Consider the following 26,131-nt stretch of genomic DNA (forward strand, 5'->3'; position numbering starts at 1 on the left):
AAATTGCTATAGAAAATTACCAAAACTAATATACCATAAAAAAAGTAATTTGTCTTTATTTTCGAAGCAAAAATTCGAATATTATTGCTTATTACTAGAATATTGTTCGTATGATTTGCACTAAATTTCTCTTTTTTACATTCCTTCCTAATAGTACCTTGTTATAAATATCCATAACGCTTTTTCCAAAGTTCTCCGTAGAATATTCACACGACTTTTGTTTTGCATTAGATATAATTTTTCTTCTTAGTATTTCATTTGATTTTAAACTCTCTACTGCCTTTACAAACTCACTTGTATCCGTATATGCAAATCCAGTAACCCCATTTACAATTAAATTCTTAATGCATGGATCCCATTTGCATATAACTGGACATCCGCTCGCAAGCGCTTCTATATAAGTTAATCCTTGTGTTTCACTTTGAGATGCAGTTACAAATGCAATTCCCATTTTATAATATTTATACACTTGATCACTATCAACCATCCCTGTAAACTTCACAATATCTTCTATTCCGTACCTTGAAACAAGCTCTTTCAGCTGTGAAAGATATGGCCCTCCACCAACTATGAGGAGCTTAATATCCTTCAATTCATTTAAGCCCTTCTTAAATAAATTTATTATTTCATCTATATTTTTTTCTTCCGCTACCCTTCCAACATAAACTAAAATCTTATCTTTAGTTTTCCATCCGTAATGATTTAAAATTTTTTCTCTCTCTTTACTTGATAACTCCTTTTGAAAAGATTTTATATCTATTCCTGTTGGTACAATCTTTATATCTTTATAGACCTCGTACTCTCTAAGAACATTCTTTACCTTTTCAGTTGGAGCTATGATTTCGTCGAAGGTATTTAATAAAATTTTCAACAATTTAGCCATTGTACCTTTACGTATAACCTTACCACCTAAAAAGTATTTAAGATAATCTTCGTACATTGTGTGATAAGTATGAACCTGAGGTATATCAAGCTTTCTCTTTATATATTTAGCAACTAACATTGTAGAAAATTCTGTCTGCGAGTGTATAATCTCAGGTGACCATTCTACTATTTTACTTATTACTTTATTTCCAAATGGCTTCATTATTCTTGCATCTGGATATACTTTTACAAAGTGGGAATTTAAATAGTATATATCACCCTCTATATATTCTCTTCCGTTATAGGACAAGGTAAGAATTCTAACATCGTGCCCTGCCATTTTTAATTGCTTATATAAATTATTAGTTGATACCACAACTCCATTTATCATGGGGTAATAAGCATCTGTTGTTATTAAAATCTTCATTTTACCCTCCATTTTAGCTTTAATATATGAAGTGGTATGTTTTAGAAATATGTTTTAAGAATTACGTACTATAACTATACCTTATTTTTATTTTACCTATACTTCTCAGCAAGTATTCTTGCTATATAAACGCCACTTGCTGCAGCTTGGGATAGTGAGTGCGTAACCCCCGAACCATCTCCTAAAATATATAATCCCTTAATCTTTGTTTCTAGATTCTTATCTACTTCCACTTTAGAATTATAAAACTTAACTTCTACTCCGTAAAGAAGAGTATCCTCATTTGCTGTTCCTGGTGCAATATTATTTAATGCATATATCATTTCTATTATGTCGTCTAACTGTCTTTTAGGAATGACTAGCCCTAAATCGCCAGGAGTAGCCTTAAGAGTTGGGGTTGTAAAACTCTTCTCCATCCTATGTTCATTGGTTCTTCTTCCATTAACTAAATCACCAAATCTCTGAACAAGCACACCTCCTCCAAGCATATTACTCAGCCTCGCAATAGATGCACCGTATTCATTGCTATCCTCAAAAGGTTCAGTAAAATTATTCGTTACTAATAACGCAAAGTTAGTATTTTCTGTGCGAAGTTCTGGATTAGCATAACTATGGCCGTTAACTGTTATTATTCCATTTGTGTTTTCATTAACAACCTCACCATAAGGGTTCATACAAAATGTTCTTACCATATCATTATACTTCTTTGTTTTATAAACTATTTTGCTCTCGTAAACAGCATCTGTTATATGTGAAAACACTTCTGCAGGAAGTTCTACACGAACTCCTATATCCACCCTATTACTTTTGGTTTTTATTCCAACCTTAGCACACATATCAGATATCCATTTAGATCCAGAACGCCCTGTAGCTAAAATAAGCTCCTTAGAACTAAAGGTCTTATTAGAAGTCTCAATATTAAATAATTCATCACCTTTATATATATTTAAAACCTCTGTATCAAAGATTATATCCATTTTATCCTTTAAAAAATCAAAAATGTTTGCCATTATAATAAGATTTCTATCTGTTCCTAAATGTCTTACCTTTGCATCAAGTAAATGCAAGTCATATTGGAGAGCCTTTGCCTTTAGTTTAGAATTTTCAGTTGAATATAGCTTAGCATCTTCTCCCCCCATACTACATAGAACGCTGTCAACATAGTTCATTAAGTCTATTGCTTCTTCTGCTCCTACATACTTGTGAAGATCTCCCCCAAAATTATTTGTTATGTTATATTTACCATCGGATAAGCTTCCTGCTCCTCCGTAACCATTCATAATATTACATACGCTGCAATTTATACAAGCTTTTATTTTCTTTCCATCAATAGGGCACTTTCTTTTTTCTAAGCTATGTCCCTTTTCTATCATTAATATATTAACTTTCGGATTTTTCTTTACTAATTCATATGCAGTAAAAATACCGCTTGCCCCAGCTCCTACAATAATTACATCATAACTCATGTATAATCTTCCCCCTCCATTTTATGCCTCTATCTTTCATCTTAACAAAGCACTTTAATGTAGTCAAATAAACTTTTTGTTGAATTTAAACATTATTATTTGTAATAAACTATTGAAATTTTATTCATTTCGTGATAAAAAGTATTTATCCTCATATTTTAGTTTGTATATGTAAATAATATTCTAAGAAATATTAGCAAGAGGTGGTAAACATGAATATACCAAACTTACTCACCCTTTTCAGGTTTTTTTTAATACCGTGTTTTATATTTGCTTTTTTTTCTCGTTCAAATGATTCTTTAATTAATTCGGCAATAATATTTTTTATAGCTGGTTTTACTGATATATTAGATGGATATATCGCAAGAAAATTTAATGAAATAACTAAATATGGGACTGTAATGGATCCTCTAGCAGATAAACTCATGCTCTTAACAGTTCTATGTTGTTTAACTATAAAAGGCTACATACCATTATTAATATTGCTAATAATGCTAGCAAAAGAATTTTCTATGATTATAATAGGTGTATTTCTCTACGGTAAAAACATAATTATTCCTGCTAATATATGGGGTAAGTTATCAACCCTTATTTTTTATGTTGCTATTTTGTTTTTTACATTTAGCAAGTTCCTAGGAACTTATCTATTATACATAGCTATTCTTGGTGCTGTTGTTGCCTATATAAATTACTTTTTGATTTTTTTATCAAAATACAGACAAAATGCTACCAAATAAAAAGGTTTCTCACGGAAAGGAAGCGAGTTTTCACTGCTTTTCCAAGAGAAACCTTTTAACTTATATATTATTATTTCCTATTTGAAATATCTGTTTAATAAACCTCTGAAAGCAGAACCGTGTCTAGCTTCATCTTTGCACATTTCATGTACTGTATCATGAATAGCATCATAGTTAAGCTTTTTAGCTAAAGTTGCAAGCTCTTTCTTTCCTTCGCAAGCTCCTTTTTCAGCATCAACTCTCATTTGAAGATTTGTCTTAGTATCAGCTACTACAACTTCTCCTAAAAGTTCAGCAAACTTTGAAGCATGTTCAGCTTCTTCAAATGCAATTCTCTTATATGCTTCTGCAACTTCAGGGTATCCTTCTCTATCTGCTTGTCTTGCCATTGCAAGATACATGCCAACTTCTGTGCATTCTCCTGTAAAGTTAGCTCTTAAGCCTTCAAGAACTTCTTTATCTACACCCTTAGCAATTCCTATTTTATGCTCATCTGCCCAACCTTCGCCTTCATCTTTAACTTCTACAAATTTATCTTTTCCAGCACCACATACGGGGCATTTTTCTGGAGCATCCTCTCCTGTATAGATATATCCACAAACAACACATTTAAATTTTTTCATTTTCAATTTCCTCCTTTAATCTCTTTCACATAACTATTTTCATTTCACTCTTATATTTTTGCTAATCTTATTTTCTATTTAAAATATCTATTTAATAAACCTCTGAAAGCAGAACCGTGTCTAGCTTCATCTTTGCACATTTCATGTACTGTATCATGAATAGCATCATAGTTAAGCTTTTTAGCTAAAGTTGCAAGCTCTTTCTTTCCTTCGCAAGCTCCTTTTTCAGCATCAACTCTCATTTGAAGATTTGTCTTAGTATCAGCTACTACAACTTCTCCTAAAAGCTCAGCAAACTTTGAAGCATGTTCAGCTTCTTCAAATGCAATTCTCTTATATGCTTCTGCAACTTCAGGGTATCCTTCTCTATCTGCTTGTCTTGCCATTGCAAGATACATGCCAACTTCTGTGCATTCTCCTGTAAAGTTAGCTCTTAAGCCTTCAAGAACTTCTTTATCTACACCCTTAGCAACTCCTATTTTGTGCTCATCTGCCCAGCCTTCGCCTTCGTCTTTAACTTCTACAAATTTATCTTTTCCAGCACCACATACAGGGCATTTTTCTGGAGCATCCTCTCCTGTATAGATATATCCACAAACAACACATTTAAATTTTTTCATTTTTAATTTCCTCCTTTAATCTCTCTCATATATTTATATAGTATTTTAGTTTTATATATTATATTTATTACTTGCTCTCCATATTTTGCTAACTTCTCTTGACAATTGTTATTATATAATAATTATTATTTGTTTGCAATAGTTTTTTTAAATTTTTTCTAATTTTTTCTTTAAATATGTGTAATATATCGCTTATATGGTAATACATATTTAGCCTTTTCCCTGCTTATTGCCACACTTTACAAACTATTTACTAATAAAAAATATTACTAAATTTCACTATATCAACTTGTAAACTGTTTTAAAGTTGAAACTTAATTTAATGTATGATAAACTATTGATAAAATTAAATTCTTACCTAGGGTAAAGGTGCTGTAGTTATTATTATTTATTCTTAGCTGGCAAGCTTTGAGGGATAAAGAAAGGAATTGCAGCCGAAGAAGGATTTCCGGCAGGAACTTTTTCTGGTTTTGTATAAAATATATGCAGAACTGTCACTATTCTTTTATAGTGGAGAGCTACAAGGTGCACGTGAGATGTTTATAACAACAGCAAAGTGTTCCTTTGCTGTTAATTTTTTTGTACCAAATAAAGCCCCTGGTAAGGGAAAGAGGGATTAAATGAAAATCGAAGGTGTTTTAATACCATTAATTACTCCTTTTAAGGATGGCAAAGTAGATTTAGCTTCTTATGAAAAACTTATTAGGCACTATTCAAAAAAAGGAGTCGCTGGCTTTATGCCTCTTGCAACCACAGGCGAAACTCCTACATTATCAGATTATGAATACCAAAGCATATTAGAAAAAACTGTTGAATGCAATGAACTTAATCTTCCTATATATGTTGGTTTTGGCGGAAATAATACCGAAAAAATGACCAAGGATATCAAAATGCTTGATAAATATAATATTAAAGGTATTTTATCAGTATGTCCTTATTATAATAGACCTGACCAAAGGGGAATATACGAACATTTTAAAAGAATATCTGAATCAACTTCCTTAGATATAGTATTATACAATATACCTTACAGAACCGGAAGAAACATAGAAAATGACACTATAAGAAGGCTTTCTGAATTAGATAATATAGTTGGAGTAAAGGATGCTTGTGGTGATTTTACTCAAACCACAGAGCTTTTATTAAATCGTCCAGATAACTTTTCAATACTTACTGGCGAAGATGCCTTCTTCTACAGCACACTAATGCTTGGAGGAGATGGCGGTATAATGGCATCCGCTCACTTAAATACTGAAAAATACGTTGAAGTATTTAATAAATCTAAGCAAAATGACTATAAATCTGCTCTAGAAATCTGGAAACAAGTAGCTAACATGATTCCTCTGCTATTTGAAGAGCCAAATCCTGCACCAATAAAGTACTGTCTCTCAAAAACAGGAGTTATAGCTTCTGAAGCTTTAAGGTTGCCTCTAGTACCTATCTCAGAAAATCTAAAAGAAAAGTTAAATAAATTTTTATAATAGTTATCCACATTTATGCTAAAATAAGAGGTATAAATGTGGATTTTTTTTTATAAAAGTGGATAACTTTTAATATTTTAATTGAAATTGAAGGTGATTATAATGACAGAAAATAAAATACAAAAATTAACCCCTCTAGCAGAAACAAAATTTCTAAGTCTTTATGATATTGAATACAAAAATAAAAAACAAGATACAAGACACTGGACTGTAGCTTCAAGGAAAGATTACAAAGCTCTTAGTGATCAATATCTTAATGGTGCTGCTGAAAAAACCGATGCGGCAATAATTGCAGCTTTTCATGAAGATACACACAAAATAGTCTGCATAAAACAATTCAGAGTACCCTTAAACGACTATGTTTATGAGCTTCCCGCAGGACTTATAGACGCAGGTGAAGATTTTGAAGCAGCTGCTCGACGTGAGCTTAAAGAGGAAACAGGCCTTACACTTTTGGATATAAACTATGAAAAAAGTAAAAAGCGTGTTTATGCCTCTGCTGGCATGACTGATGAATCTGCAGCAATGATATTTTGCACCTGCAGTGGAACCTTATCAAAAGATTATCTTGAAGATGACGAAGATATAGAAGTTATGCTTCTTTCTAAAAATGAAGTAAAAAAATTATTAAATGACGATGTAAAAATGGATATGAGAGCTTTTATAACTCTTCAAGCTTTCACCGAACTCGGCGAAAAACTATTTAAATAGAAGGAGGTTATACTGTGATTGATATTGTAAGTAATGTTATTAAAGAAATGATATTATATTTTGATGGAGATGTACGACGCATAAACCATGCTTTAAAAGTTTATAGCTTTTCAAAAACAATAGGTCAATTAGAAAATATACCTGAAGAAATGTTTAAAATTCTTGAGGTTGCTGCTGTTTTGCATGATATTGGTATTAAGGAAAGTGAAAGAAAATACAATTCATCTGCCGGAAACTATCAAGAATTAGAAGGTCCCGCTGTTGCCAAAAGCCTTTTAGAAAAGTTTAACTTAGAAGATACCTTTGTTAATAGGGTTTGCTATCTTATAGGTCATCATCATACTTATACTGAAATTGATAATTTGGATTACCAAATTTTAATAGAGGCTGATTTCATTGTAAATATATTCGAAGATTCCATTCCTAAGGATAATGTCGATATAGTTAAGAAAAAATACTTCAAAACCACTACTGGAGTATCCCTCATAGACAGCATGTATAAATAATTCTAAATTAAATCCAGAGGTGATAAATTAATATGGAAGATGGTAGAACAAGCGACAAGGTACTAGAAAAAATCCAGGAAAAAATCTTTAGTGGAGAATGGAAGCCTGGCCAAAAAATTATGTCAGAAACAAAACTAGCTGAAGATTTAAATGTAAGTAGGGTATCTGTAAGAGAAGCTATTGAAAAATTAGCAGCTTTTAATATAGTAAGTAAGAAGAAAGGTGGAGGCACATTTATAAATGATTTAGGTCCATCCGTATACTTAAATAGCTTACTTCCAATGCTGATTTTAAATAGAGATAACTATTTAGAAATATTGGAATTTAGACTTATTACAGAACCAGAATCTGCTAAGCTCTGCGCTGAACGCTGTGATGATGAGCTTATAATTTCTCTTGAAAAAATCTATGATAATATGAAAAATTATAAAGATGATATACAAAAGTTCACTAAGGAAGATTTAAATTTTCACACAAAAATAGCAGAAGGTACTAAAAATTCATTAATAATAAAAATAAATGAGCTTCTTATGAATATACTTGAATACCATCAAAGAGGATTATACGAAACATTGGGTCCTAAAGGTGGTATCTGTGAACATAAATTTATTCTAGATGCTATAAAAAATAGAGATTCTGAACTTGCCTTTATATATTCAAGAAGACATGCAGAAAGAACAATAAATGATCTAAAGAAACTACAAACCTAAAAAGCGCAAATGTGCTTTTTAGGTTTTTTTATTATTTAAATAGTATAACCTTATTAATCTTAGTATAACTTAAAATTAAATTTTAAAACTCTATTGACTTAGAAACGTTTTCATTGTATTATACTATTAAAGTTGTAATACAACTTTAATAGTATAATGTATTTTTACAGCGTTAAGTAGCTTATTATTATATTTTATCTTAAAGTTGTAATACAGATTAAGATTATGAGGTGATTTAATTGTTAAAAAGTCAGGAAATAAGACAAAAGGCTCCTGAGCTTGATTCCCTTAGATTAGGTTCAGGATGGAAATCTGAAGAATTGAATAAAGCACAGATTATAATTGAAAGCAGTTTTGGTCATAGTCATCCTGGAAGCGCCCATCTTGATACTTTAGTTGATGAAGCTTTCAAGTCAATTGATGACAATGGAGGACGGGGGGCTAAGTATTTTGTTACGGATATATGCGACGGTGAAACTCAAGGTCATGATGGCATGAACTATTCTCTCGCTTCAAGAGATATAATGACAAATCTTATGGAGATACACGTACAAGCAACGCCTTTCGATGCAGGTATATTCATAGCTAGCTGTGATAAAGCTGTTCCAGCTCACTTAATGGCAATTGCTAGACTTGATATGCCATCCATACTAGTCCCAGGTGGTATTATGAATGCTGGTCCCAATATGCTTACTTTAGAACAAATCGGAACCTATAATGCACAATATGAAAGAGGAGAAATAACGAAAGAGCAGTACGAACACTATAAACAAAATGCATGTCCTAGTTGTGGCGCCTGCTCATTTATGGGAACAGCCTCCACTATGCAGGTTATGTCTGAAGCCCTTGGTATAGCTCTTCCTGGAACAGCTCTAATACCAGTAACCTCAAAGGAATTAAAGCTAGCAGCCAAAAATGCTGGTAAACAAATACTCAAACTTATTGAACTAAATATAAAACCATCAGAAATAATGACTAAGAAAGCCTTTGAAAACGCAATAATGGTTCATGCCGCTATCGCAGGTTCAAGCAATTGCCTTCTTCATATTCCTGCCATAGCCCATGAACTTGGCATGGATATAGAACCTGAACTATTTGACGAAATCCATAAAAAAATCCCATACATTTTAAATATAAGGCCAAGTGGTTTTTATCCAGGTTCATACTTTTGGAATGCAGGTGGAGTTCCTGCAATAATGGAGGAAATTAAAGAGTTTTTACATTTAGATGTTATGACCGTTACAGGGAAAACCTTAGGAGAAAATTTAGAGGATTTAAAAAACAGTGGATATTACGAAGAACATGATAAACTAATAACTTCACTTGGAATAAAAAAGGAAGATGTTATAAGAACTAAAGAAAATCCTATTCAAAGTCAAGGCGCCATAGCTATATTAAAAGGTAACCTTGCACCAGGAGGCGCTGTAGTTAAGCATTCTGCAATATCAAAGAAACTAATGCAGGTTGTCTTAAAAGCTAGGGTGTTTAATTGTGAAGAAGATGCGATTAAGTCTGTTCTAACTAAAAATATAAAGCCTGGCGATGCCGTATTTGTAAGATATGAAGGACCAAAGGGTTCTGGAATGCCTGAAATGTTCTATACTACAGAAGCTATAGCCTCAGATCATGAATTAGTAGACTCAACTGCTTTAATAACTGACGGAAGATTTTCAGGTGCAACTCGTGGTCCCGCTATAGGTCACGTTTCTCCTGAAGCAAGTGAAGGTGGACCAATAGCTTTTGTTCAAGAAGGAGACCTTATAAAAATAGATATTCCTGCAAGAAAGCTTGACATAATAGGAACAAACGGAATAGAAAAAAGTGAAAAAGAAATTGAAAATATATTAAAAGAAAGAAGCCAAAATTGGGTAAAACCAGCACCTAGATACACTAAAGGCATTTTAGGTCTTTATACAAGATGTGCTTCATCACCTATGAAGGGTGGATACATGGAATAGTAAAAAACTTTATGTTTTAAACTTGCAATGATAGCTACAAATAACTATCATTGTGAGCTTTACATAAAACAATTATGCGAATTTTCAAAATTTAAGGAGGAATACATATGCCATTATTAATTGTTGTTATTGGCGTCGCATTACTATTACTACTTATGATTAAATTCAAAGTAAACGGATTCATATCCCTAATTCTTGTAGCTTTGGTTGTTGGTATCGCCGAAGGTATGAATCCTGCAAAAGCTGTTTCTTCAATTCAAAACGGTGTTGGAAGCACCTTAAGCAGTTTGGCACTAATTTTAGGTTTTGGTGCTATGTTTGGAAAATTAATAGCTGATTCTGGTGCTGCTCAAAGGATTTCTAGAAGTTTAATTAATAAATTTGGTGTAAAAAAAATTCAATGGGCTGTTGTATTAACGGGTTTCATAGTTGGCATTGCTATGTTCTATGAGGTAGGTTTTGTTCTACTTATACCTCTTGTTTTTACTATTGCTGAATTCACAGAACTTCCTCTTTTATACATAGGCGTTCCTATGGCTGCAGCTTTATCTGTCACTCACGGATTTTTACCTCCTCACCCTGGACCTGTTGCAATAGCTACAATATATGGTGCAAGCATTAGCATGACTCTTGTATATGGAATTGTAATAGCTATACCTACAGTAATAGTTGCAGGACCTGTTTTGACTAAGTTTTTAAAACGTTTTGATCATAAATCTTCAAAAAACCTTTTTAAAACTAAGGTCTTTGATGAAGATGAAATGCCAAGTTTCTCATTAAGCGTATTAACTGCTATTGTTCCTCCTATTCTTATGGCCTTTTCAGCTGTTTGTGAAATCACACTACCAAAAACATCTCCTATAAGACATTTTGCAGAATTCGTTGGAAGTCCTATGATGGCAATGTTTATATCAATCATTGTAGCTATCTTTACTCTTGGTATAATGCGCGGAAAGAAAATGGAAGAAATAATGAGAACTTTAGCTGAAGCCGCAAGTTCCATTGCAATGATCCTTTTAATAGTAGCTGGAGGTGGTGCCTTCAAGCAAGTACTAATAGACAGTGGTGTTGGAAAATATATCGCTTCTATTATGGTTGGAAGTAATATATCTCCTCTAATCTTGGCTTGGGCGATTGCAGCAATTTTAAGATTATCTCTTGGTTCTGCCACTGTTTCTGCTATGACTACTGCCGGTATAGTACTTCCTCTTATTCCTTCAACCCATGCAAACCCAGCATTAATGGTTTTAGCAACTGGCGCAGGTAGTCTTATTTTCTCTCATGTAAACGATCCAGGTTTCTGGATGTTCAAAGAATATTTTGGACTTAGCATAGGAGAAACAATGGCTTCATGGTCTACTTTAGAAACTATAATTTCAATTATGGGGTTAATTGGTGTTTTAGCTTTAAATATGGTTGGATAGATAAAAGCTTGTTCCTGAGTATGGTAGCTCTAGGGACAAGCTTTTAATTTATATTTAATCATTTGCTTTTAGCCTACATTATAGTTACTTTATAAAATCAAACGTATCCTCATCTGCATCTAAAATCTTTATAAGTGTTTCTTTAAATGCAGTTAACTTCAAGGACATATCCTCCTTTTTCCACTTAAATAAATCCTCATCCAAATAAAAATGTGAAAGCGTTAATATAATTTCTGCTGTTTCAAGTGGATACTTTACCTTAAAAACTCCCTCTTCATTACCCTGTGATATTATATCTGCATAAATGGGAGCAAAGTATTTTATAATAGCCACCATTAATTTTTGATGAAATATTTTATTTGATGGACTGTTGATTTCTTTAACTTGTTCGTTAACACTAGTAATTTTTATTCCCGCTAAGAGTATTTTCTTTAATCTTTCTATAGAATTTAACCCTTCTTCACTTTCCTTTAAAACCTCGTTACTAAAAAAAGCTACTCTATTTTCTATTGCAGCATCTGCACACTCTTCTTTAGAAGAAAAGTAATGATATAAAGCTCCTTTAGATATTCCTAACTTATTAATTATAAATGCAAGTGTGGTATTTTCATAACCATTTGCAATAAATATATCCCATATTTTATTTGCCAATTCGGTCCTTTTATTATTAAAATTTATATTTGTTCTAGACATGACGTTTTACCTCCATTGTATAAACCATCTGTCTTAGATTGTATTAAAAATTAAAATTAACGTCAATTATTAAAGTAATTTACTTATCATTTCCATATTAGGAATACTCATATTTAAATCTTTTCCTGTTTTAAGCATTCCTTTAAAGTTATCCTTCATTTCATCTATCGCTTTTAATGCATGCGCAGTATATCGCTGCATTATTGGATTTTTCTTAAAGTTACGTCTAAACATTGGATAGAGCAGAAAAAATGGCATAGACATCATTTTTACTTCTGGATAATCTTTTAGATTGACACCTTTTCTTTCACATATTTTGTACCCTTCAATCATAGCTCTAAAGCATATTTTTGTTAACTTTTTATCCTTTAAAAGCTCATCTAAGTTATTATATTTTGAGAGTCCAACCCCAAGAGGGGCCGAGCCAACATTATGCACCCATAACCAATGAAGTATATTTGATGGTATCTCAGGTTCAATTCTGCAGTCTTTAAAAGCTCTTACTACAACTTCTAATAATGGTTTTTGAACTTCATATACGCTTCCAAGGGATATATCATTACCAATATTGGCCCAAAGTAAATCTCCCTTAAAAGTTCCACCCCCTCCAGCATAGCCCATAATATATTGTTCTTTTCTTAATAATTTATCTATTTCGTAAGTTCCTCCCCAATTCAAAGTAAAGATTAAAAACTTTGCGTTAGATGCTTTCTTAACTAATGTCTTAATTGCCTCCTCTAATTGATAAGTATTTACTGGAAGTATTATAAAATCATAGTTTTCAGTTACTTCTGTGACGCATTTATACGTGTATTCTCCTTCAGTATTCATATTCTTTTTATCATTGCGTTCATCTATAATGTCATAAGGTATCGTCTTACCATTCATAACCTTCATCTTATCCTCTCTAACAAAATGAGTAACATCATGATGTTTTGAGAGTGCATATGCATATAGTGTGCCAATAACACCTGTACCTAATATTAATATTTTCATATTCTTTCCTCCCAATATTAAACCGACTGTTGGTTTAATTATATATTAAAAAAATATTACATTCAAGTTATTAACAAATTAAAACATATGTTAGCATATCATTATAGCTTCTTTTAATAACTTAAAAAATATAGCTAGCGAAAACTTATTTAATTTATCTAATACCAATTATAAATAAAATTACAGGAGTTACTTCTTTGTTTAATAAAATAGATTCCAATAATATAGAATAACTCTACCTAAAATATTTCTTTAAAATCAACCGTTATAATCAATCTTTCGGTTGATTTGTTTTTTTGTCACAAATGATACTATAAAATTACACTTAAACCGAAGGGAGATAAAACATGGAAAATATAATTGAAGTTAAAAACTTAAAAAAGAGTTATAAGAACTTAACTGCTGTGAATGAAATAAGCTTTTATGTAAAAGAAGGTGAAATTCTAGGTTTCTTAGGACCTAATGGCGCTGGTAAAAGCACCACAATAAATATTCTTTCAACAGCATTAAAATATGATAGTGGTCAAATTAATTTTATGGGTAAACCAATTAAAGATGACATGATAAATATAAAAAAAAATATAGGCATTGTACCCCAGGATTTAGCCATATATGAAGATGTAAGCGCAGAGAAAAATGTAAGATTCTTTGCAAGTCTATATTCCCTAAAAGGTAATGCTTTAAAAGAAAAAACTAAACAAGCGCTTGAGTTCGTTGGTTTATATGATAGAAAAGATGATAAACCTAAAACCTTTTCTGGTGGTATGAAAAGAAGGCTCAATATTGCTTGTGCTATAGCCCACAATCCTAAACTTATAATAATGGATGAGCCCACCGTTGGAATAGATCCTCAATCAAGAAATCATATTTTAACTTCTATAAAAAAGCTTCAAAAAATGGGAGCGACTATAATATATACAACTCACTACATGGAAGAAGTTGAAGAAATATCTGACCGCATAATAATAATGGATCATGGTAGCATAATTGCAGAAGGTACAAAAGAAAAGCTAAAGGAATCTATTGAAGATGAAAAAGTATATGTAATATCTGCTGATAATACTGATGCCCTTAAAAGTACTGACTTCTTTCAAATTGAGGGAGTTAAAAAAGTAACAATATCTAAAAACTCTGTGGAAATAATCTGTCTAAACACTGTAGAAAACTTAGATAAGATAATCATAACTATGATAAACAAAAACTGTAAGGTGAGTAATATAACTACCAATACCTCATCACTTGAAAGAGTATTTTTAAATCTTACAGGAAAAAGCTTGAGAGACTAGGAGGATTTTTTATGAATTTATTAAAAATAACCAAAAGAGATTTTATTAATACAGCCAAAAATCCTACATTACTTCTTTGCAATACAGCTTTTGCACTTCTTTTAATAGGCATCTTTGGCTTTATAACAAAAAATAGCTATGGAAACACTGTAACTTCATATGATTATTATGGAATAACTATGATAGTATATTTTATTTTTATGATTCCCCTAACCACTTCAAACACCTTTATGGAGAAAAAGATAAAGCCTGGTAACGTAAGACTTGTTTATTCTCCTACCCATACCTCTATCATTTTTTTATCAAAGATACTGGCGTCTTTCATATTTGCAATTTTGTGTTACACCTGTTTGCTATTGATGGAAATTTATCTTTTAGGCATAAACGTTGGAGGGCATAACTTTATATACCTCATAGTAATTGTTATATTTTTTACATTCGCCTTATGCTGTTTTGGTGCTTTTATGTGCTGCATTTTTAAAAGTGAGGAAGCTGCAAATAAAATTATGTCACCCATTATAACTTTATTCTCTATATTTGGAGGTATGTTTTTTCCAGTAGACAGCCTTGGTAGTGCTGTGAAGCTTCTCTCCTATCTCTCCCCTGCAAAATGGGTTACTGAGTGCATATTCAAAATAATTTATGATAATAACTTCTCTCTGTTTTTACCATTTATATTGGCTTGCATAGTCATTTCTTTAATTTTTATTTTCTTATGCAAAATAATTTTTAAACCGGAGGAATATATATAATGATTATAATTAATATATTTAAAAATAATTTATCTAGACTACTTTGTAAAAAAGCTATACTACTGACATCCATTATTTTTATTCCTCTCATGATAATAGGTGGTGTATACTTTACTTCAAAAATGGACACCAAGGCAAATATAGCTATAGTTACTAAAAATAAAAATATAACCTTTAATAACAAGTATGTTAAAATAACAACCTTAAGTGAAAAACCAGCTTTATCAGAGCTTGTTTTGAATAAATACGATGCTGTAGTCACTTATTCAGATAATATCCATTTTAAAATCACCACAATAAAAAGCAATAAACTAAAGCATGAACTTAATACATTTTTAAAAAATCCTAAGGCAAAATCTAATTTTAAGGAAGCTAGTGCAGGAACTCGCGGCACAGGAACTAATATACTAGGTTTTTTGATTCTACTACTTGCAACGCAGGAAATTCAGTTTATGCTACTTTATCCTGAAGACAGAGATCTAGGGACCTTTAGAAGGATATTAATTTCCCCTACTTCTTTTATTAAGTATTTGCTTAGTGAGGGTATCTTTGATTTTGTAGTTGCATTCATTCCATCCTATATAGCTATATTAATTACTAAGGAAATTTTTAAGGTTACTATAGGTTTTAATTATCTTGCGTTAGCTGGTCTACTTTCATTATTATTAATCTTTGGTACTTCCTTTGCCTTATTAATAACCTCTATTATAGATGATGTTGACAATGCGGCCATGCTCGGAACCTTCATCGTACTTCTATGCTCTATTTTATCTGGAAGCTTCTACTCCTTTACTGACGATAACAAAATTCTATCTGCCATAGTTAGTGCAATTCCGTATAAGCAGTATTTAACCTTATCACAAGGTATCGAAAGTGGTAGAAGTATTTCTAATTACTCTAGTCAAGTTCTGTATATTATATCAATTACTTTGGTTTTCTTCATTCTAGGAACTTTGGTTACAAGAAAAAATTTGCAAAACGGAAAGTACTAGCTTGTATTATTAATTCTTAGATTATAGAATATAAGTATCAAAATTGGATTCAAGGGTGATTAAATGAATAATAATTTAAGATTTATAAAGACAAAATTTGTTATTCCTTCTCCAAGGAAAAACTATATAAAAAGAGCGAAACTTATAAATGAATTAAATAATTTATTTGACTACAAGCTTATAGTTATAAAAGCCCCTGCCGGTAGTGGTAAATCTACACTAGTGTCATCCTTTATAAAGGAGAAAAAACTTTCTAACGTTAAATGGATAAACCTAGATGAAAGTAATAATGAAATTTATTCATTCTTTAGTTACCTTATTTCTGCATTATCGCCTTATCTTGAGGATAAAACAGATGCTTTAATACAATCCATTAGCTGCATGACGAAAAAAGAAGATATCCTTGAGATAATATCTTTTTTAGTAAATGAAATTTCTTCTTATGAAAAGCCTATTATACTCGTATTTGATGACTATCACTATATCAAAGAGCCATTTTTAAATTCTACTTTAGAGAGGCTTATAAAATACTCTCCAAGCAACATTCACTACATTTTTATCACAAGAGAAAGCCTCCCTATTTATCTTGGAGAAATGAGAATTAGAAATGAAATCTTAGAAGTAAATGAAAATGAACTAAAGTTCTCAAAAAAGGAATGCTCTGATTTTATAAAAAGTACACTAAACACTCCTCTTGAGTCTTATGATATTAATAAAATTTATACAATTTCCGAAGGCTGGATAGGTGGAATACAGCTAACCTCATTAGCCTTTAAAAATAGTAAAGATCTTTCCATAAAGGTATTAAACAAATACGTAGTTGATTACCTTACAGAAGAAATATTAAAAGGCCTTAGCAACTCTGAAAAAGACTTTTTAATAAAAACTTCTATTATGAGCTATTTCAACTCTGAGCTATGTAATGAGATTTTACAAATAGAAAATTCAGATGAAATAATAAATTCTCTCTTAAATAAAAATCTATTTATAATAACATTGGACGAGGAAGATGGTTTATTTAGATATCATCATCTTTTTAAAGAATTCTTGAATACTAACTTTAATAAGCTACCTGACAGTACTAGAAAGCAATTCCACTTAAATGCTTATACTTCTCTAAAAAACAGTGGAGATATTAGTGAAGCCATTATTCACCTAATTAAAATAAAAGAATACCAAAAAGCTTCCTCTGAGTTAGAAAAGAATATTGAAGATACTAGCTGCATTTCTTTAATTAGATTGATCCCATTAGATGCTTTAATTAATAGTAATGAGCTTATTATTCAAAAGATCTTTTACCACTATTCAAATATGCAAATTGATGAATGCAAAAGTATTATTAGCTATTTAGAGAGCTTTAAAAAGCCTGAACTTACAGCCCTTGCAAATATATTTAAATTATATGTATATGATTTTTGTAATTCCATGACCCTGGAAGATTTAAATATTGTTAAGACCTTCAAGCTAACTGATATTACAAAAGCAATACTATATTTAAACATCTCACCAGCCTTTATGATTCAAGGTGAATATGAAAAGATTTTATATTATTCCAAAGAAAGTGATAAAATAGCTACCAAATATAATATTGTATTTTTAAGTGTATTTTCTAAATGTCTAATAGCCTCCGTACTAGAAGAACAAGGTAAGCTTTCTGATACCTTAAAAGTCTATAATGATTTAGATACCTTGATAGAGAAGAATAAATTTATTAGCGGTTTTAAATTTCTGGTACACTTAGGGGTTGCTGGAGTTCATATGAAAAAATATGATCTTGAAAATACCGAAAAATTTTTAAACCTATCTTTAAGTGGTCTTAAACTAAACTATCCTTTTATAAGCAGAGCTATACTTTACAACTTAATGGAATTGTATTTTTTAAAAGGAGACCTTGAAAAAGGTAGCCTAACGAAAAGAGATTTGGTAGATAATTATTTAAACTCTCACTCCCTTTTACCTTGCCAAATTCACTCTGCCAAGCTTAAATACACTTTACCACAAGGTAATTATGAATTAGAAGAATTAAAAGAATATAAATCTTTAGTGGAAGATACAATAAATATGTCACATATCTATTTAACACCTGAAGACAATGTTGTTTATTCAAGAGTACTATTTATTCTTGGTGAAAAAGAAAAGGCACTAGCTCTTTTAGATAAAACCTTAAAGGATTGCAGACACTTATCAATATTAATTCACCTTGTAGAAGGCCTTATAGTTAAAGCTCTAATCTTAAAAGAAGATTCAAAAGTCCAAAAAAGAGAATTGTTTAATGTTTTAAGAGAGGCTCTACATTACGGTATTGAAAGTGAATACTTAAGAGCATTTATTGTTGAAGGAGAGAAAATTTTAAAAATAATTAAGCTTCTTCAAAACGATGTAGACATAACTCTAACAAAAAAGGAAAAGAACTTCATTGATAAGATATACAAATTAGTAACTCCTATTAAAGAATGCATTTTAAGTGAACGTGAGCTTGAGGTTCTTGAAGTTCTTTGTGATGGAAATTCCAACAAAGAAATTGGCAGTATATTAAACATTTCCCTTTCTACTGTAAAAACACATATGATAAATATATATTCAAAACTACATGTATCAAACAGACTTCAAGCTGTAGAAAAGGCAAAAGAACTTAATCTATTGCAAAGATAATAAAAAAGGTTGCTAAGGCTACTGCAACTTCTCATACTAAATATGATAAATAACTCTCATTGTCATCACCAGCTTTTGCTGGTGTTTTGTTTTATTATACAATTATTTTTAAATATCCATGAATAAGCATTATAATCGGTTGATCCTCACAATAGAAAACGTTTTTTCGCCCTCCTCCCTTTTTTTCTATATATTTTAATCTTTTCAACTATATTCATTTATTGACAATTTTATTCATAAACTCTATGATTTATATAGGCATTATTACTTTTTTTGTATAATATTGCCTATATAATAAAAATTAAATGGAGGTATTTTAAATGAAAAATTTGAAAAAAAAATTATTGAGCGCAGGAGTAATTTTATCTGTTACATTAGGTGCTTCTTTACCAGTACTTGCAAATAACTATGTTACTTCTGATTATTTTGTATATGGCAATGGTTCAAACTGGCAAGCTTCATTAACAGTAGAACCAGGACAAGCTCGTACAACAACATATGCAAATCCAGGAACATCAGTCCATGTATATACAAGATGTACAGCTAGTAATGGAAATACACTAAATGCATTTGGTGAAATGAATGGAGCTAACGCACTTGTTGCAACTACAGGATACGTTAACGGAACTGCTTGGAATGGATACCACGGTGTTTATGATTTGAATGGAACTGTTCATGTTGCATCTCCAGCCGATGGGGAATTCTGGCAATAACTTTGTATATGCGTTAAATATATATACAAATAGTAAATAAATATATTTGAACTTATATTTATAGAAAGCTATTGATATTAGTAATGCTATCACAGAAAAGTACTATATAACATTGTACCTTTCTGTGATAGCATAAATATTTTTTTATTTATATTTAAACTTTGGAGGTTTATCAATGAAGAAAAAAATTCTTATTTTATTAGTTATATTAATTCTAATACTAACTAGTGTAGGATGTAAGAAAACAATACCAAGTTCGCGTAATGCCAATATTTCAACCCTAACTAATACTCAATCTAAAAGAAAAATAAGAACTGCGCAAGCTGGATTCGTATTTAATAACTCTAGCGATTTTAAGAATGATATATATAATCTTAATACTGATATTATAGATGGAATTTTCAAAATTAATATTAATATAAACACAGAAATGAACTTATTAGTAATGATTGATTATCATCCAGTTACCTTTAAAGTAAACGGTACAGAAACTTCCTTATATAAATTTATAATTAATAACAAAGAACAAGATATACCTTTAAGCGTTAATACCCAGGGATTAAGCAATGGCACCCATCTTTTATCCTTTGCTTATTATGCTACCAAAGAAATCACAAATTTTAATTCCTTATTTATTTCTTACAAGGTTATTAAAGCATCCTCTGAAGGTTCAATTAAGATTAACGAAAATAAATTAACACAATTTGAAATCCTAAATAAAGAATATGGATTTATGAATATATCAAAGGAAAATTTAGAAGATAAGAAATACAATAATAGAATTAAACAGATAATTGTAAAAAGGGGAGAAGAAACATATATACCTCTTGTGTGTGGTGGTTGTAGTAATCAGAGTTCATATGCTTTTCAATTTCTATTAAATGGTCAAATATATTCTATAGATGATTCAGAATACAAAACAGTAGATATACCAAAGGGCAAATCATTATATAAAATGGTGAAAATCAAAGCACCAACACAACCGGGCAGCTATCACGGATTTTTCGTTTGCTATGCTAATCCATTAAATACTAACAAATTTTATCCCCAGGCATTTTTGGCAGATAAAATAAATATTATTGTGGAGTAACGTATATGAAAGAGAAAAAATCGTTTATTTTACTATGGGGTGGCTATATTATAGGTTTCATAGTATTGTTGCTTGCACTTAATGCATATGAAGGTGCAAAATACATTGTATATTCTAGGTATAAAGACAATCCAACAATAACTAGAGAGATTCATTTTGGCAGCTTACAGAGTTTGAAAACATCGACTGTAAATGAAATTTGTAATATGTTAGGTCAAGACTCTAAAATTCATATAGATAGTATAAATTATTTTGTAAATGTAGAAAATTCACATAAACAAAAAAATCGCTATAAAGTAGACTTTCTTAATTATTCTAAGGATAACTTCTTCAAATTCAAATTAAACTCTGGAAGGTATTTTACAGTAGATGAAATGAAAAATAATACAAAAGTTGTTTTAATAAACCAAGAAGTATATAAGTTTCTAAAGATGAGTAGTTTAGATAATTGCTATATTACTATTAATAACGACAAGTTTAAAGTAATAGGTGTATTAAATAATGTGGGAACATATATATACCTACCTGTTAAAAACTTAAACGTGGTAAATCTAAATGATGCTAATGGTAGTTATTTCTACTGTAATATGGATGTAGCTAATTTGAATGGAAATATAGATAACTTGTCTAAATTAATTGGGAAAAAATTACAAAACGAGTACAATGGAAATATATCAATATTAGTTCCTGAAGAAGAAGTAGCTGGTGATATCGCTATTACCTATAAATCTTTGTCACTGTTTTCTATAGCCATATTATTAGTATCAATAATAAACAGTAGCAGTTTATCTCTAATCTGGATACATAATAAGTCAAAAGAAATTACAATAAAAAAATCATTGGGTGCGCCTAATATTATATTGATTATTGAGATTGTTAAAATGCTTTTTATAATTTCACTTTTATCTATTATTATAGGGATTGTTTTAGATTACTTTTTAATAAACAACGTTATTAGTAGTATACAAGAACTAAATTTAATTTTAAATTATGAGGTAGTTATTAAATCTATAGTGGTATCTTTTGTAGTAGGAATTTTATCTTCCATTACAGCAGTCATTAAAATTTTAAGATTTAATATTGCTTATAATCTAAAGACTAATTAGGTGGTTTTTATAATGATTGATTTAAATATGATTATTAATTCAATAAGAAAAAGAAAATTAGCAAATTGCGTTATCATCATTCAGTTTACTATAGCCTTTTTTGCTTTAATTATTTCAATTGGACTAGTTATGGATATTGTAAATAAAATATATATGGCAAGAAAAATGGCCAATTTCAATTCATACATACTTCAAGATAATGGAGATAATATATTAGCTAAGCGAGAGTTTTATGATGAGTTGAAAACAAAAAAAAATGTCGATTCCTATGGCTTTTATTTTTATCAGAGAGAATCTATAAACTACTTAAATATTAGTGCTGGGATGTTAAATATGTTTAATTTTAACGTTAAAAGTGGAAAAAATTTAAGCAAAAAAGATTTCAAAGGAAATGGCGAAATTTCGGTAATTATTACACCAGATCTCAAAGAAAAATATCCAGTTGGTACTACTCTTAAAAGACAATATTTAAATCAGGTGATTACATATAAGGTTGTAGGAATTGTTGATAATTCATTTAAGTTTTGGTATAAATCTGACAAACTTGTGGAGACACCTAAGAACACTATAATATGTCCAAGTAACCTGGATGATTATAATATAAATAGCGCTAACATTATTATAGCTTTAAAAGATACACACAAGGTTAAAAACTTGGAAGATAGTTTTAAAAATATACTTAATAACACCAATAAAGATGCTAGTCAAATAGATGATACGAATAGTCAAAGAAATTCAATAATTAATTTAAGAAAATATATGCTTTCAGTCGTACATGAAAAAATTCAAACTATAGTATACTCTATATTTTTTTCCATAACTATAGTATTTTTATCAGTTACAGGATTGATAATTAATTTAAGTCTTCTTTTAACGAAAAGATTAACTGAGTTTGGTATAAGAATCTCCTTAGGAGCAACTATAAAAGATATTTCAAAATTAATATCAGCTGAATTATTAATTGATTTTATAATAGCTTATATTATATCCATTATACCTACAGTATTAGCTAATGTTTATCTTCCTAAAAGTGGCGGCATATTGATTAATTTATGGAGTCTATTTATAGTCTTTGTAATAATTCTGTTTTTTACCTTTTTAATTTTCAAAAATATACTAAGGATACTAAAAAAGTATCAACCAATAGAGTTAATTAGAGGTGCTTAATATGGACATTATTAAACTAAAAAATGTATCTAAAATATATACTGATGGTGATAATAAGTTATATGCATTAAGTGATATTACTTTATCAATCCAAGAAGGAGAAATGCTAGCAGTGATGGGTGCATCTGGCTCAGGTAAATCAACATTGTTAAATATATTAGGATGTATTGATTCATTAACAGAAGGCGAATATTATTTTAAGAACAATTTAGTTAATAGTAAAAAAAGCGTTGAATTATCAAAGTTAAGAAGAAACGATATAGGATTTATATTTCAAAATTATTCACTAATACAAAAATATAATGTTGTTGAGAATGTTATGCTATCTCTTCAATATAAAAATCTTTCTACTCATAATCGCATAAGCAAAAAAGAAATAAAAAATAAGGCGATAAAAACTCTTATAGATTTAGGCCTTAAAGAGAAACTTTATAAGTTGCCATCAAATTTATCTGGTGGTGAACAACAAAGAGTAGCAATAGCTAGGGCATTGGTTGGTGATAAAAGAGTAATACTAGCAGATGAACCGACTGGAGCTTTAGATAAAAAGAATGGACAGCAACTAATTAATATTTTAAAAAAAGTAAATGAACTAGGTGTTACGCTTGTTATTGTAACTCACGATAAAACTGTAGCAAATAAATGTACAAGGACTATCTATATTGAAGATGGAAAAGTTGTTAATAGTATTTAATATTTTATGCATAAATAATATATTAAAAATTCACGATTATAAATTTATTGACAACATTAAAAAATCTTGTTACAATTAATGTAATTTAAGAGTAAATCCTTTGATAAGGAAGAGTAGCCATAGAATTTAGTTAAAGAGAGCTGAGGGTGGTGTGATCTCAGTACAATAATTGTTGGTGAATGGACCTTTTAGGAGTAAATCGAAATCCAAACGGAGAGTAGTGGTTAACGTTTGCCGTACGTTATAACGGATAGAGTATGTTAGTACTTGAAATAAGCGATGCTTTTTTAAGCATAATTTAGGTGGTACCGCGGAAGTATCTCCGTCCTAATTAATAAGATTAGGGCGGAGTTTTTTATTTGCAATTTTAACAAAATAACTATTCTAGAATACAAACATACTATCATGTTATACATATCAAAGCCGATTTAGTCTGAAACTTTTGAATATTAAAAATATAAGGAGAGATTTATTATGAGAATGAACCTAAAAAAACTAATCATTAATTCTTTATTTCTTGCCGTAGGCGTAGTTTTAAACCAAATTACACCGCCAATATTATTTGGAATGAAACCTGATTTTTCATTGGCAATGTTATTCATAATAATACTACTAAATGATGACTATAAAACATGTATATCTACCGGTGTCGTAGCAGGTTTACTTGCAGCAGCTGTTACTACCTTTCCAGGTGGACAACTACCTAATATAATAGACAGAATTGTTACTACAAGTTTAGTATTTATAGCTTTAAGGCCTTTTAAAGATAAAATAAATGATAAAATCCACATGATAATAACAACTATAGTTGGTACAATTATAAGTGGTTCAGTATTTTTAGGTTCAGCCTTAATAATTGTAGGTTTGCCTGCAAGCTTTAAAGCACTATTTATTACAGTTGTTCTTCCTGCAACAATTATAAACGCAATAGTTGGTACAATTATATTTGTGGCCGTAAAAAAATCTATGAGAGTAGTATTCAGACAATAGAATATATTTATAGTTTTAAAAATAGAGAGCTGCTTCACTAATTTAGTTAAGCAGCTCTCTACTATTATAATATTTTATTTAAAAATTCCTTAGTTCTTTCTTCTTTGGGATTTGTGAATATCCCTTCTGGAGTATTCTCTTCAACTATTTTTCCACCGTCCATAAATATTACTCTATCAGCAACTTCACGTGCGAAGCCCATTTCGTGAGTTACAACTACCATTGTCATTCCCTCTTCTGCAAGCTCTTTCATTACACTTAAAACTTCTCCTACAAGCTCCGGATCTAATGCAGAAGTTGGTTCATCAAACAGCATTATGTCAGGCTGCATACAAAGCGCTCTTGCAATGGCAACCCTCTGCTTTTGTCCGCCTGACAGTTTTGAAGGATATACATTCATTTTATCACTTAACCCAACCTTATAAAGTAATGCCTCTGCCCTTTTGCGTACCTCACTCTTATTTTCTTTTTTAACAGTAATTGGAGCTTCCATAACATTTTGAAGTACAGTCATATGTGGAAATAGATTATAACTTTGAAAAACCATTCCTGTTTTCTCTATTATCTCTCTATACTTCTTCTTATCCTTATGGTTTAAAACCTCTCCTTCAATAATAACCTGGCCTCCATTTGGCTCTTCAAGATGATTTAAACATCTTAAAAACGTACTTTTTCCTGAACCAGATGGTCCTATTATAACAAGAACTTCCCCCTTTGAAATATTAACATTTAGATCTTCAAAAACAGTTAACTTTCCAAAGGTTTTTGTTAAATTTTTAGCTTCAATCATTAACATACGAAAACACCTCTTAATATACGGATAATTTTTTCTCTATCTTTGAGAATATCCCTGTGAATATAGTTGTCAAAATTAAATAGAATATTCCTGCAAACAAGTAAGGAGTAACTGCATCACCAGATGAGGAAACCAAAAGTTGTGCTTTTCTTAAAAGTTCCTCCATAGTTATTACTGAAACCAAAGAAGTATCTTTTATCATTGCTATGAACTCATTACCACAAGGTGGAATTACTACTCTTATTGCTTGTGGTAATATAATTCTTTTCATTGTCTGTCCATATGTTAAACCCAAAGCTTTTGAAGCTTCAAATTGTCCATTATCAATAGCAAGTATTCCACCCCTTATTATCTCTGCAATATACGCTCCAGAGTTCAAGCTTAAGCCTAATATTGCTGCCTTCATTGGAGTCATAGTGAGTTTATCACTCAAAAATGGTAGTCCATAATAATAAACATATAATTGCAGTAAAAGAGGCGTTCCCCTTAAAATCCATGTGTAAAACTTACCTATAAGATTTAATACCTTAACTGATGAAGTTTTAAACATAGCTATAATAGTTCCTATAATACATCCAATAATTATTGAAGAACAAGTTAGTAGTAAAGTAATACGTGTTCCATCTAGTAAAACTGGAATTACTTTATTTAAAGAGCTTATATCCATTAAAAAATTC

Annotated in this window: 25 protein-coding genes, 1 riboswitch and 1 other annotated feature; of the genes, 17 read left to right on the plus strand and 8 right to left on the minus strand. The window is 30.4% G+C overall.

What is annotated here, in order from left to right:
* Positions 1-94: 94 nt before the first annotated feature.
* Both CA_RS18495 and CA_RS18500 read right to left on the minus strand, forming a co-directional pair.
* Positions 95-1,291 (minus strand): glycosyltransferase family 4 protein, encoded by a 1,197-nt coding sequence (locus tag CA_RS18495; protein WP_010966857.1) that lies wholly within the window; start codon positions 1,289-1,291, stop codon positions 95-97.
* Between the two features lie 92 nt (positions 1,292-1,383).
* Positions 1,384-2,757, minus strand: a complete 1,374-nt coding sequence (locus CA_RS18500) for an NAD(P)/FAD-dependent oxidoreductase (RefSeq protein ID WP_010966858.1) — start codon at positions 2,755-2,757, stop codon at positions 1,384-1,386.
* A 212-nt stretch (positions 2,758-2,969) separates the two neighbouring features.
* On the opposite strand from CA_RS18500, the gene pgsA reads away from it, so the two are divergent.
* The gene (pgsA, locus tag CA_RS18505; RefSeq protein WP_010966859.1) at positions 2,970-3,494 is read left to right on the plus strand and encodes a CDP-diacylglycerol--glycerol-3-phosphate 3-phosphatidyltransferase; all 525 of its coding nucleotides are present in this window, start codon (positions 2,970-2,972) and stop codon (positions 3,492-3,494) included.
* 77 nt (positions 3,495-3,571) lie between these two features.
* Here pgsA and rbr3B (CA_RS18510) read toward each other — a convergent pair whose 3' ends face one another.
* Together rbr3B (CA_RS18510) and rbr3B (CA_RS18515) are read right to left on the minus strand one after the other, a co-directional pair.
* Positions 3,572-4,117, minus strand: a complete 546-nt coding sequence (gene rbr3B, locus CA_RS18510; RefSeq protein WP_010966860.1) for an NADH peroxidase — start codon at positions 4,115-4,117, stop codon at positions 3,572-3,574.
* 74 nt (positions 4,118-4,191) lie between these two features.
* Positions 4,192-4,737 carry an NADH peroxidase gene (gene rbr3B, locus CA_RS18515; RefSeq protein WP_010966861.1) on the minus strand — a complete coding sequence of 182 codons (546 nt, stop codon included), beginning with the start codon at positions 4,735-4,737 and terminating at the stop codon, positions 4,192-4,194.
* Positions 4,738-5,093: 356 nt separating this feature from the next.
* Positions 5,094-5,266: riboswitch (Lysine riboswitch) on the plus strand.
* A gap of 91 nt (positions 5,267-5,357) precedes the next feature.
* Here rbr3B (CA_RS18515) and dapA point away from each other — a divergent pair.
* The 6 genes from dapA to CA_RS18550 all read left to right on the plus strand — a co-directional run bounded on the left by dapA (position 5,358) and on the right by CA_RS18550 (position 11,527).
* A complete protein-coding gene (gene dapA, locus CA_RS18525) occupies positions 5,358-6,218 on the plus strand; it encodes a 4-hydroxy-tetrahydrodipicolinate synthase (RefSeq protein ID WP_010966863.1) in 861 nt (286 codons plus the stop codon).
* A 102-nt stretch (positions 6,219-6,320) separates the two neighbouring features.
* The gene (locus CA_RS18530) at positions 6,321-6,929 is read left to right on the plus strand and encodes an NUDIX hydrolase (protein ID WP_010966864.1); all 609 of its coding nucleotides are present in this window, start codon (positions 6,321-6,323) and stop codon (positions 6,927-6,929) included.
* Between the two features lie 14 nt (positions 6,930-6,943).
* Positions 6,944-7,435 carry an HD domain-containing protein gene (locus CA_RS18535; protein ID WP_010966865.1) on the plus strand — a complete coding sequence of 164 codons (492 nt, stop codon included), beginning with the start codon at positions 6,944-6,946 and terminating at the stop codon, positions 7,433-7,435.
* Positions 7,436-7,467: 32 nt separating this feature from the next.
* On the plus strand, positions 7,468-8,145 hold the full coding sequence (locus CA_RS18540; protein WP_010966866.1) for a FadR/GntR family transcriptional regulator: 678 nt from the start codon (positions 7,468-7,470) through the stop codon (positions 8,143-8,145).
* A 239-nt stretch (positions 8,146-8,384) separates the two neighbouring features.
* Positions 8,385-10,103: a dihydroxy-acid dehydratase gene (gene ilvD, locus CA_RS18545; RefSeq protein ID WP_010966867.1), complete on the plus strand. Its 1,719-nt coding sequence runs from the start codon at positions 8,385-8,387 to the stop codon at positions 10,101-10,103.
* 107 nt (positions 10,104-10,210) lie between these two features.
* Entirely contained in the window at positions 10,211-11,527 is a 1,317-nt protein-coding gene (locus tag CA_RS18550) for a gluconate:H+ symporter (protein WP_010966868.1), read from the plus strand.
* An 84-nt stretch (positions 11,528-11,611) separates the two neighbouring features.
* Here CA_RS18550 and CA_RS18555 read toward each other — a convergent pair whose 3' ends face one another.
* Complete coding sequence (locus tag CA_RS18555; protein ID WP_010966869.1) at positions 11,612-12,220, minus strand: TetR/AcrR family transcriptional regulator; 609 nt, start codon at positions 12,218-12,220, stop codon at positions 11,612-11,614.
* Between the two features lie 69 nt (positions 12,221-12,289).
* Positions 12,290-13,216 carry a ketopantoate reductase family protein gene (locus CA_RS18560; protein WP_010966870.1) on the minus strand — a complete coding sequence of 309 codons (927 nt, stop codon included), beginning with the start codon at positions 13,214-13,216 and terminating at the stop codon, positions 12,290-12,292.
* A gap of 347 nt (positions 13,217-13,563) precedes the next feature.
* On the opposite strand from CA_RS18560, the gene CA_RS18565 reads away from it, so the two are divergent.
* The 10 genes from CA_RS18565 to CA_RS18610 all read left to right on the plus strand — a co-directional run bounded on the left by CA_RS18565 (position 13,564) and on the right by CA_RS18610 (position 24,658).
* On the plus strand, positions 13,564-14,502 hold the full coding sequence (locus tag CA_RS18565) for an ABC transporter ATP-binding protein (RefSeq protein WP_010966871.1): 939 nt from the start codon (positions 13,564-13,566) through the stop codon (positions 14,500-14,502).
* An 11-nt stretch (positions 14,503-14,513) separates the two neighbouring features.
* Positions 14,514-15,254: an ABC transporter permease gene (locus tag CA_RS18570; protein ID WP_010966872.1), complete on the plus strand. Its 741-nt coding sequence runs from the start codon at positions 14,514-14,516 to the stop codon at positions 15,252-15,254.
* Positions 15,254-16,246, plus strand: coding sequence for an ABC transporter permease (locus CA_RS18575; protein WP_010966873.1), 993 nt, complete (start codon positions 15,254-15,256; stop codon positions 16,244-16,246). Before CA_RS18570 ends, CA_RS18575 begins: the two co-directional genes overlap by 1 nt.
* Before the next feature lie 63 nt (positions 16,247-16,309).
* A complete protein-coding gene (locus CA_RS18580) occupies positions 16,310-18,898 on the plus strand; it encodes a LuxR C-terminal-related transcriptional regulator (RefSeq protein WP_010966874.1) in 2,589 nt (862 codons plus the stop codon).
* A gap of 320 nt (positions 18,899-19,218) precedes the next feature.
* Positions 19,219-19,611 (plus strand): hypothetical protein, encoded by a 393-nt coding sequence (locus CA_RS18585; RefSeq protein ID WP_010966875.1) that lies wholly within the window; start codon positions 19,219-19,221, stop codon positions 19,609-19,611.
* Positions 19,612-19,786: 175 nt separating this feature from the next.
* Positions 19,787-20,701 (plus strand): hypothetical protein, encoded by a 915-nt coding sequence (locus tag CA_RS18590; RefSeq protein ID WP_010966876.1) that lies wholly within the window; start codon positions 19,787-19,789, stop codon positions 20,699-20,701.
* 5 nt (positions 20,702-20,706) lie between these two features.
* A complete protein-coding gene (locus tag CA_RS18595; RefSeq protein ID WP_010966877.1) occupies positions 20,707-21,807 on the plus strand; it encodes an ABC transporter permease in 1,101 nt (366 codons plus the stop codon).
* Between the two features lie 12 nt (positions 21,808-21,819).
* Positions 21,820-22,974 (plus strand): ABC transporter permease, encoded by a 1,155-nt coding sequence (locus CA_RS18600; RefSeq protein ID WP_010966878.1) that lies wholly within the window; start codon positions 21,820-21,822, stop codon positions 22,972-22,974.
* Between the two features lies 1 nt (position 22,975).
* Positions 22,976-23,668, plus strand: coding sequence for an ABC transporter ATP-binding protein (locus tag CA_RS18605; protein WP_010966879.1), 693 nt, complete (start codon positions 22,976-22,978; stop codon positions 23,666-23,668).
* 91 nt (positions 23,669-23,759) lie between these two features.
* Positions 23,760-24,001: a binding site (T-box leader), on the plus strand.
* Positions 24,002-24,142: 141 nt separating this feature from the next.
* Complete coding sequence (locus tag CA_RS18610; RefSeq protein WP_010966880.1) at positions 24,143-24,658, plus strand: tryptophan transporter; 516 nt, start codon at positions 24,143-24,145, stop codon at positions 24,656-24,658.
* A 64-nt stretch (positions 24,659-24,722) separates the two neighbouring features.
* Here the strand turns inward: CA_RS18610 and CA_RS18615 are convergent, their stop codons facing one another.
* Together CA_RS18615 and CA_RS18620 are read right to left on the minus strand one after the other, a co-directional pair.
* The gene (locus tag CA_RS18615; protein WP_010966881.1) at positions 24,723-25,454 is read right to left on the minus strand and encodes an amino acid ABC transporter ATP-binding protein; all 732 of its coding nucleotides are present in this window, start codon (positions 25,452-25,454) and stop codon (positions 24,723-24,725) included.
* Between the two features lie 13 nt (positions 25,455-25,467).
* Positions 25,468-26,121: an amino acid ABC transporter permease gene (locus CA_RS18620; RefSeq protein ID WP_010966882.1), complete on the minus strand. Its 654-nt coding sequence runs from the start codon at positions 26,119-26,121 to the stop codon at positions 25,468-25,470.
* Positions 26,122-26,131 lie beyond the last annotated feature (10 nt).

This window comes from Clostridium acetobutylicum ATCC 824 (assembly GCF_000008765.1).
GTDB lineage: Bacteria > Bacillota > Clostridia > Clostridiales > Clostridiaceae > Clostridium_S > Clostridium_S acetobutylicum.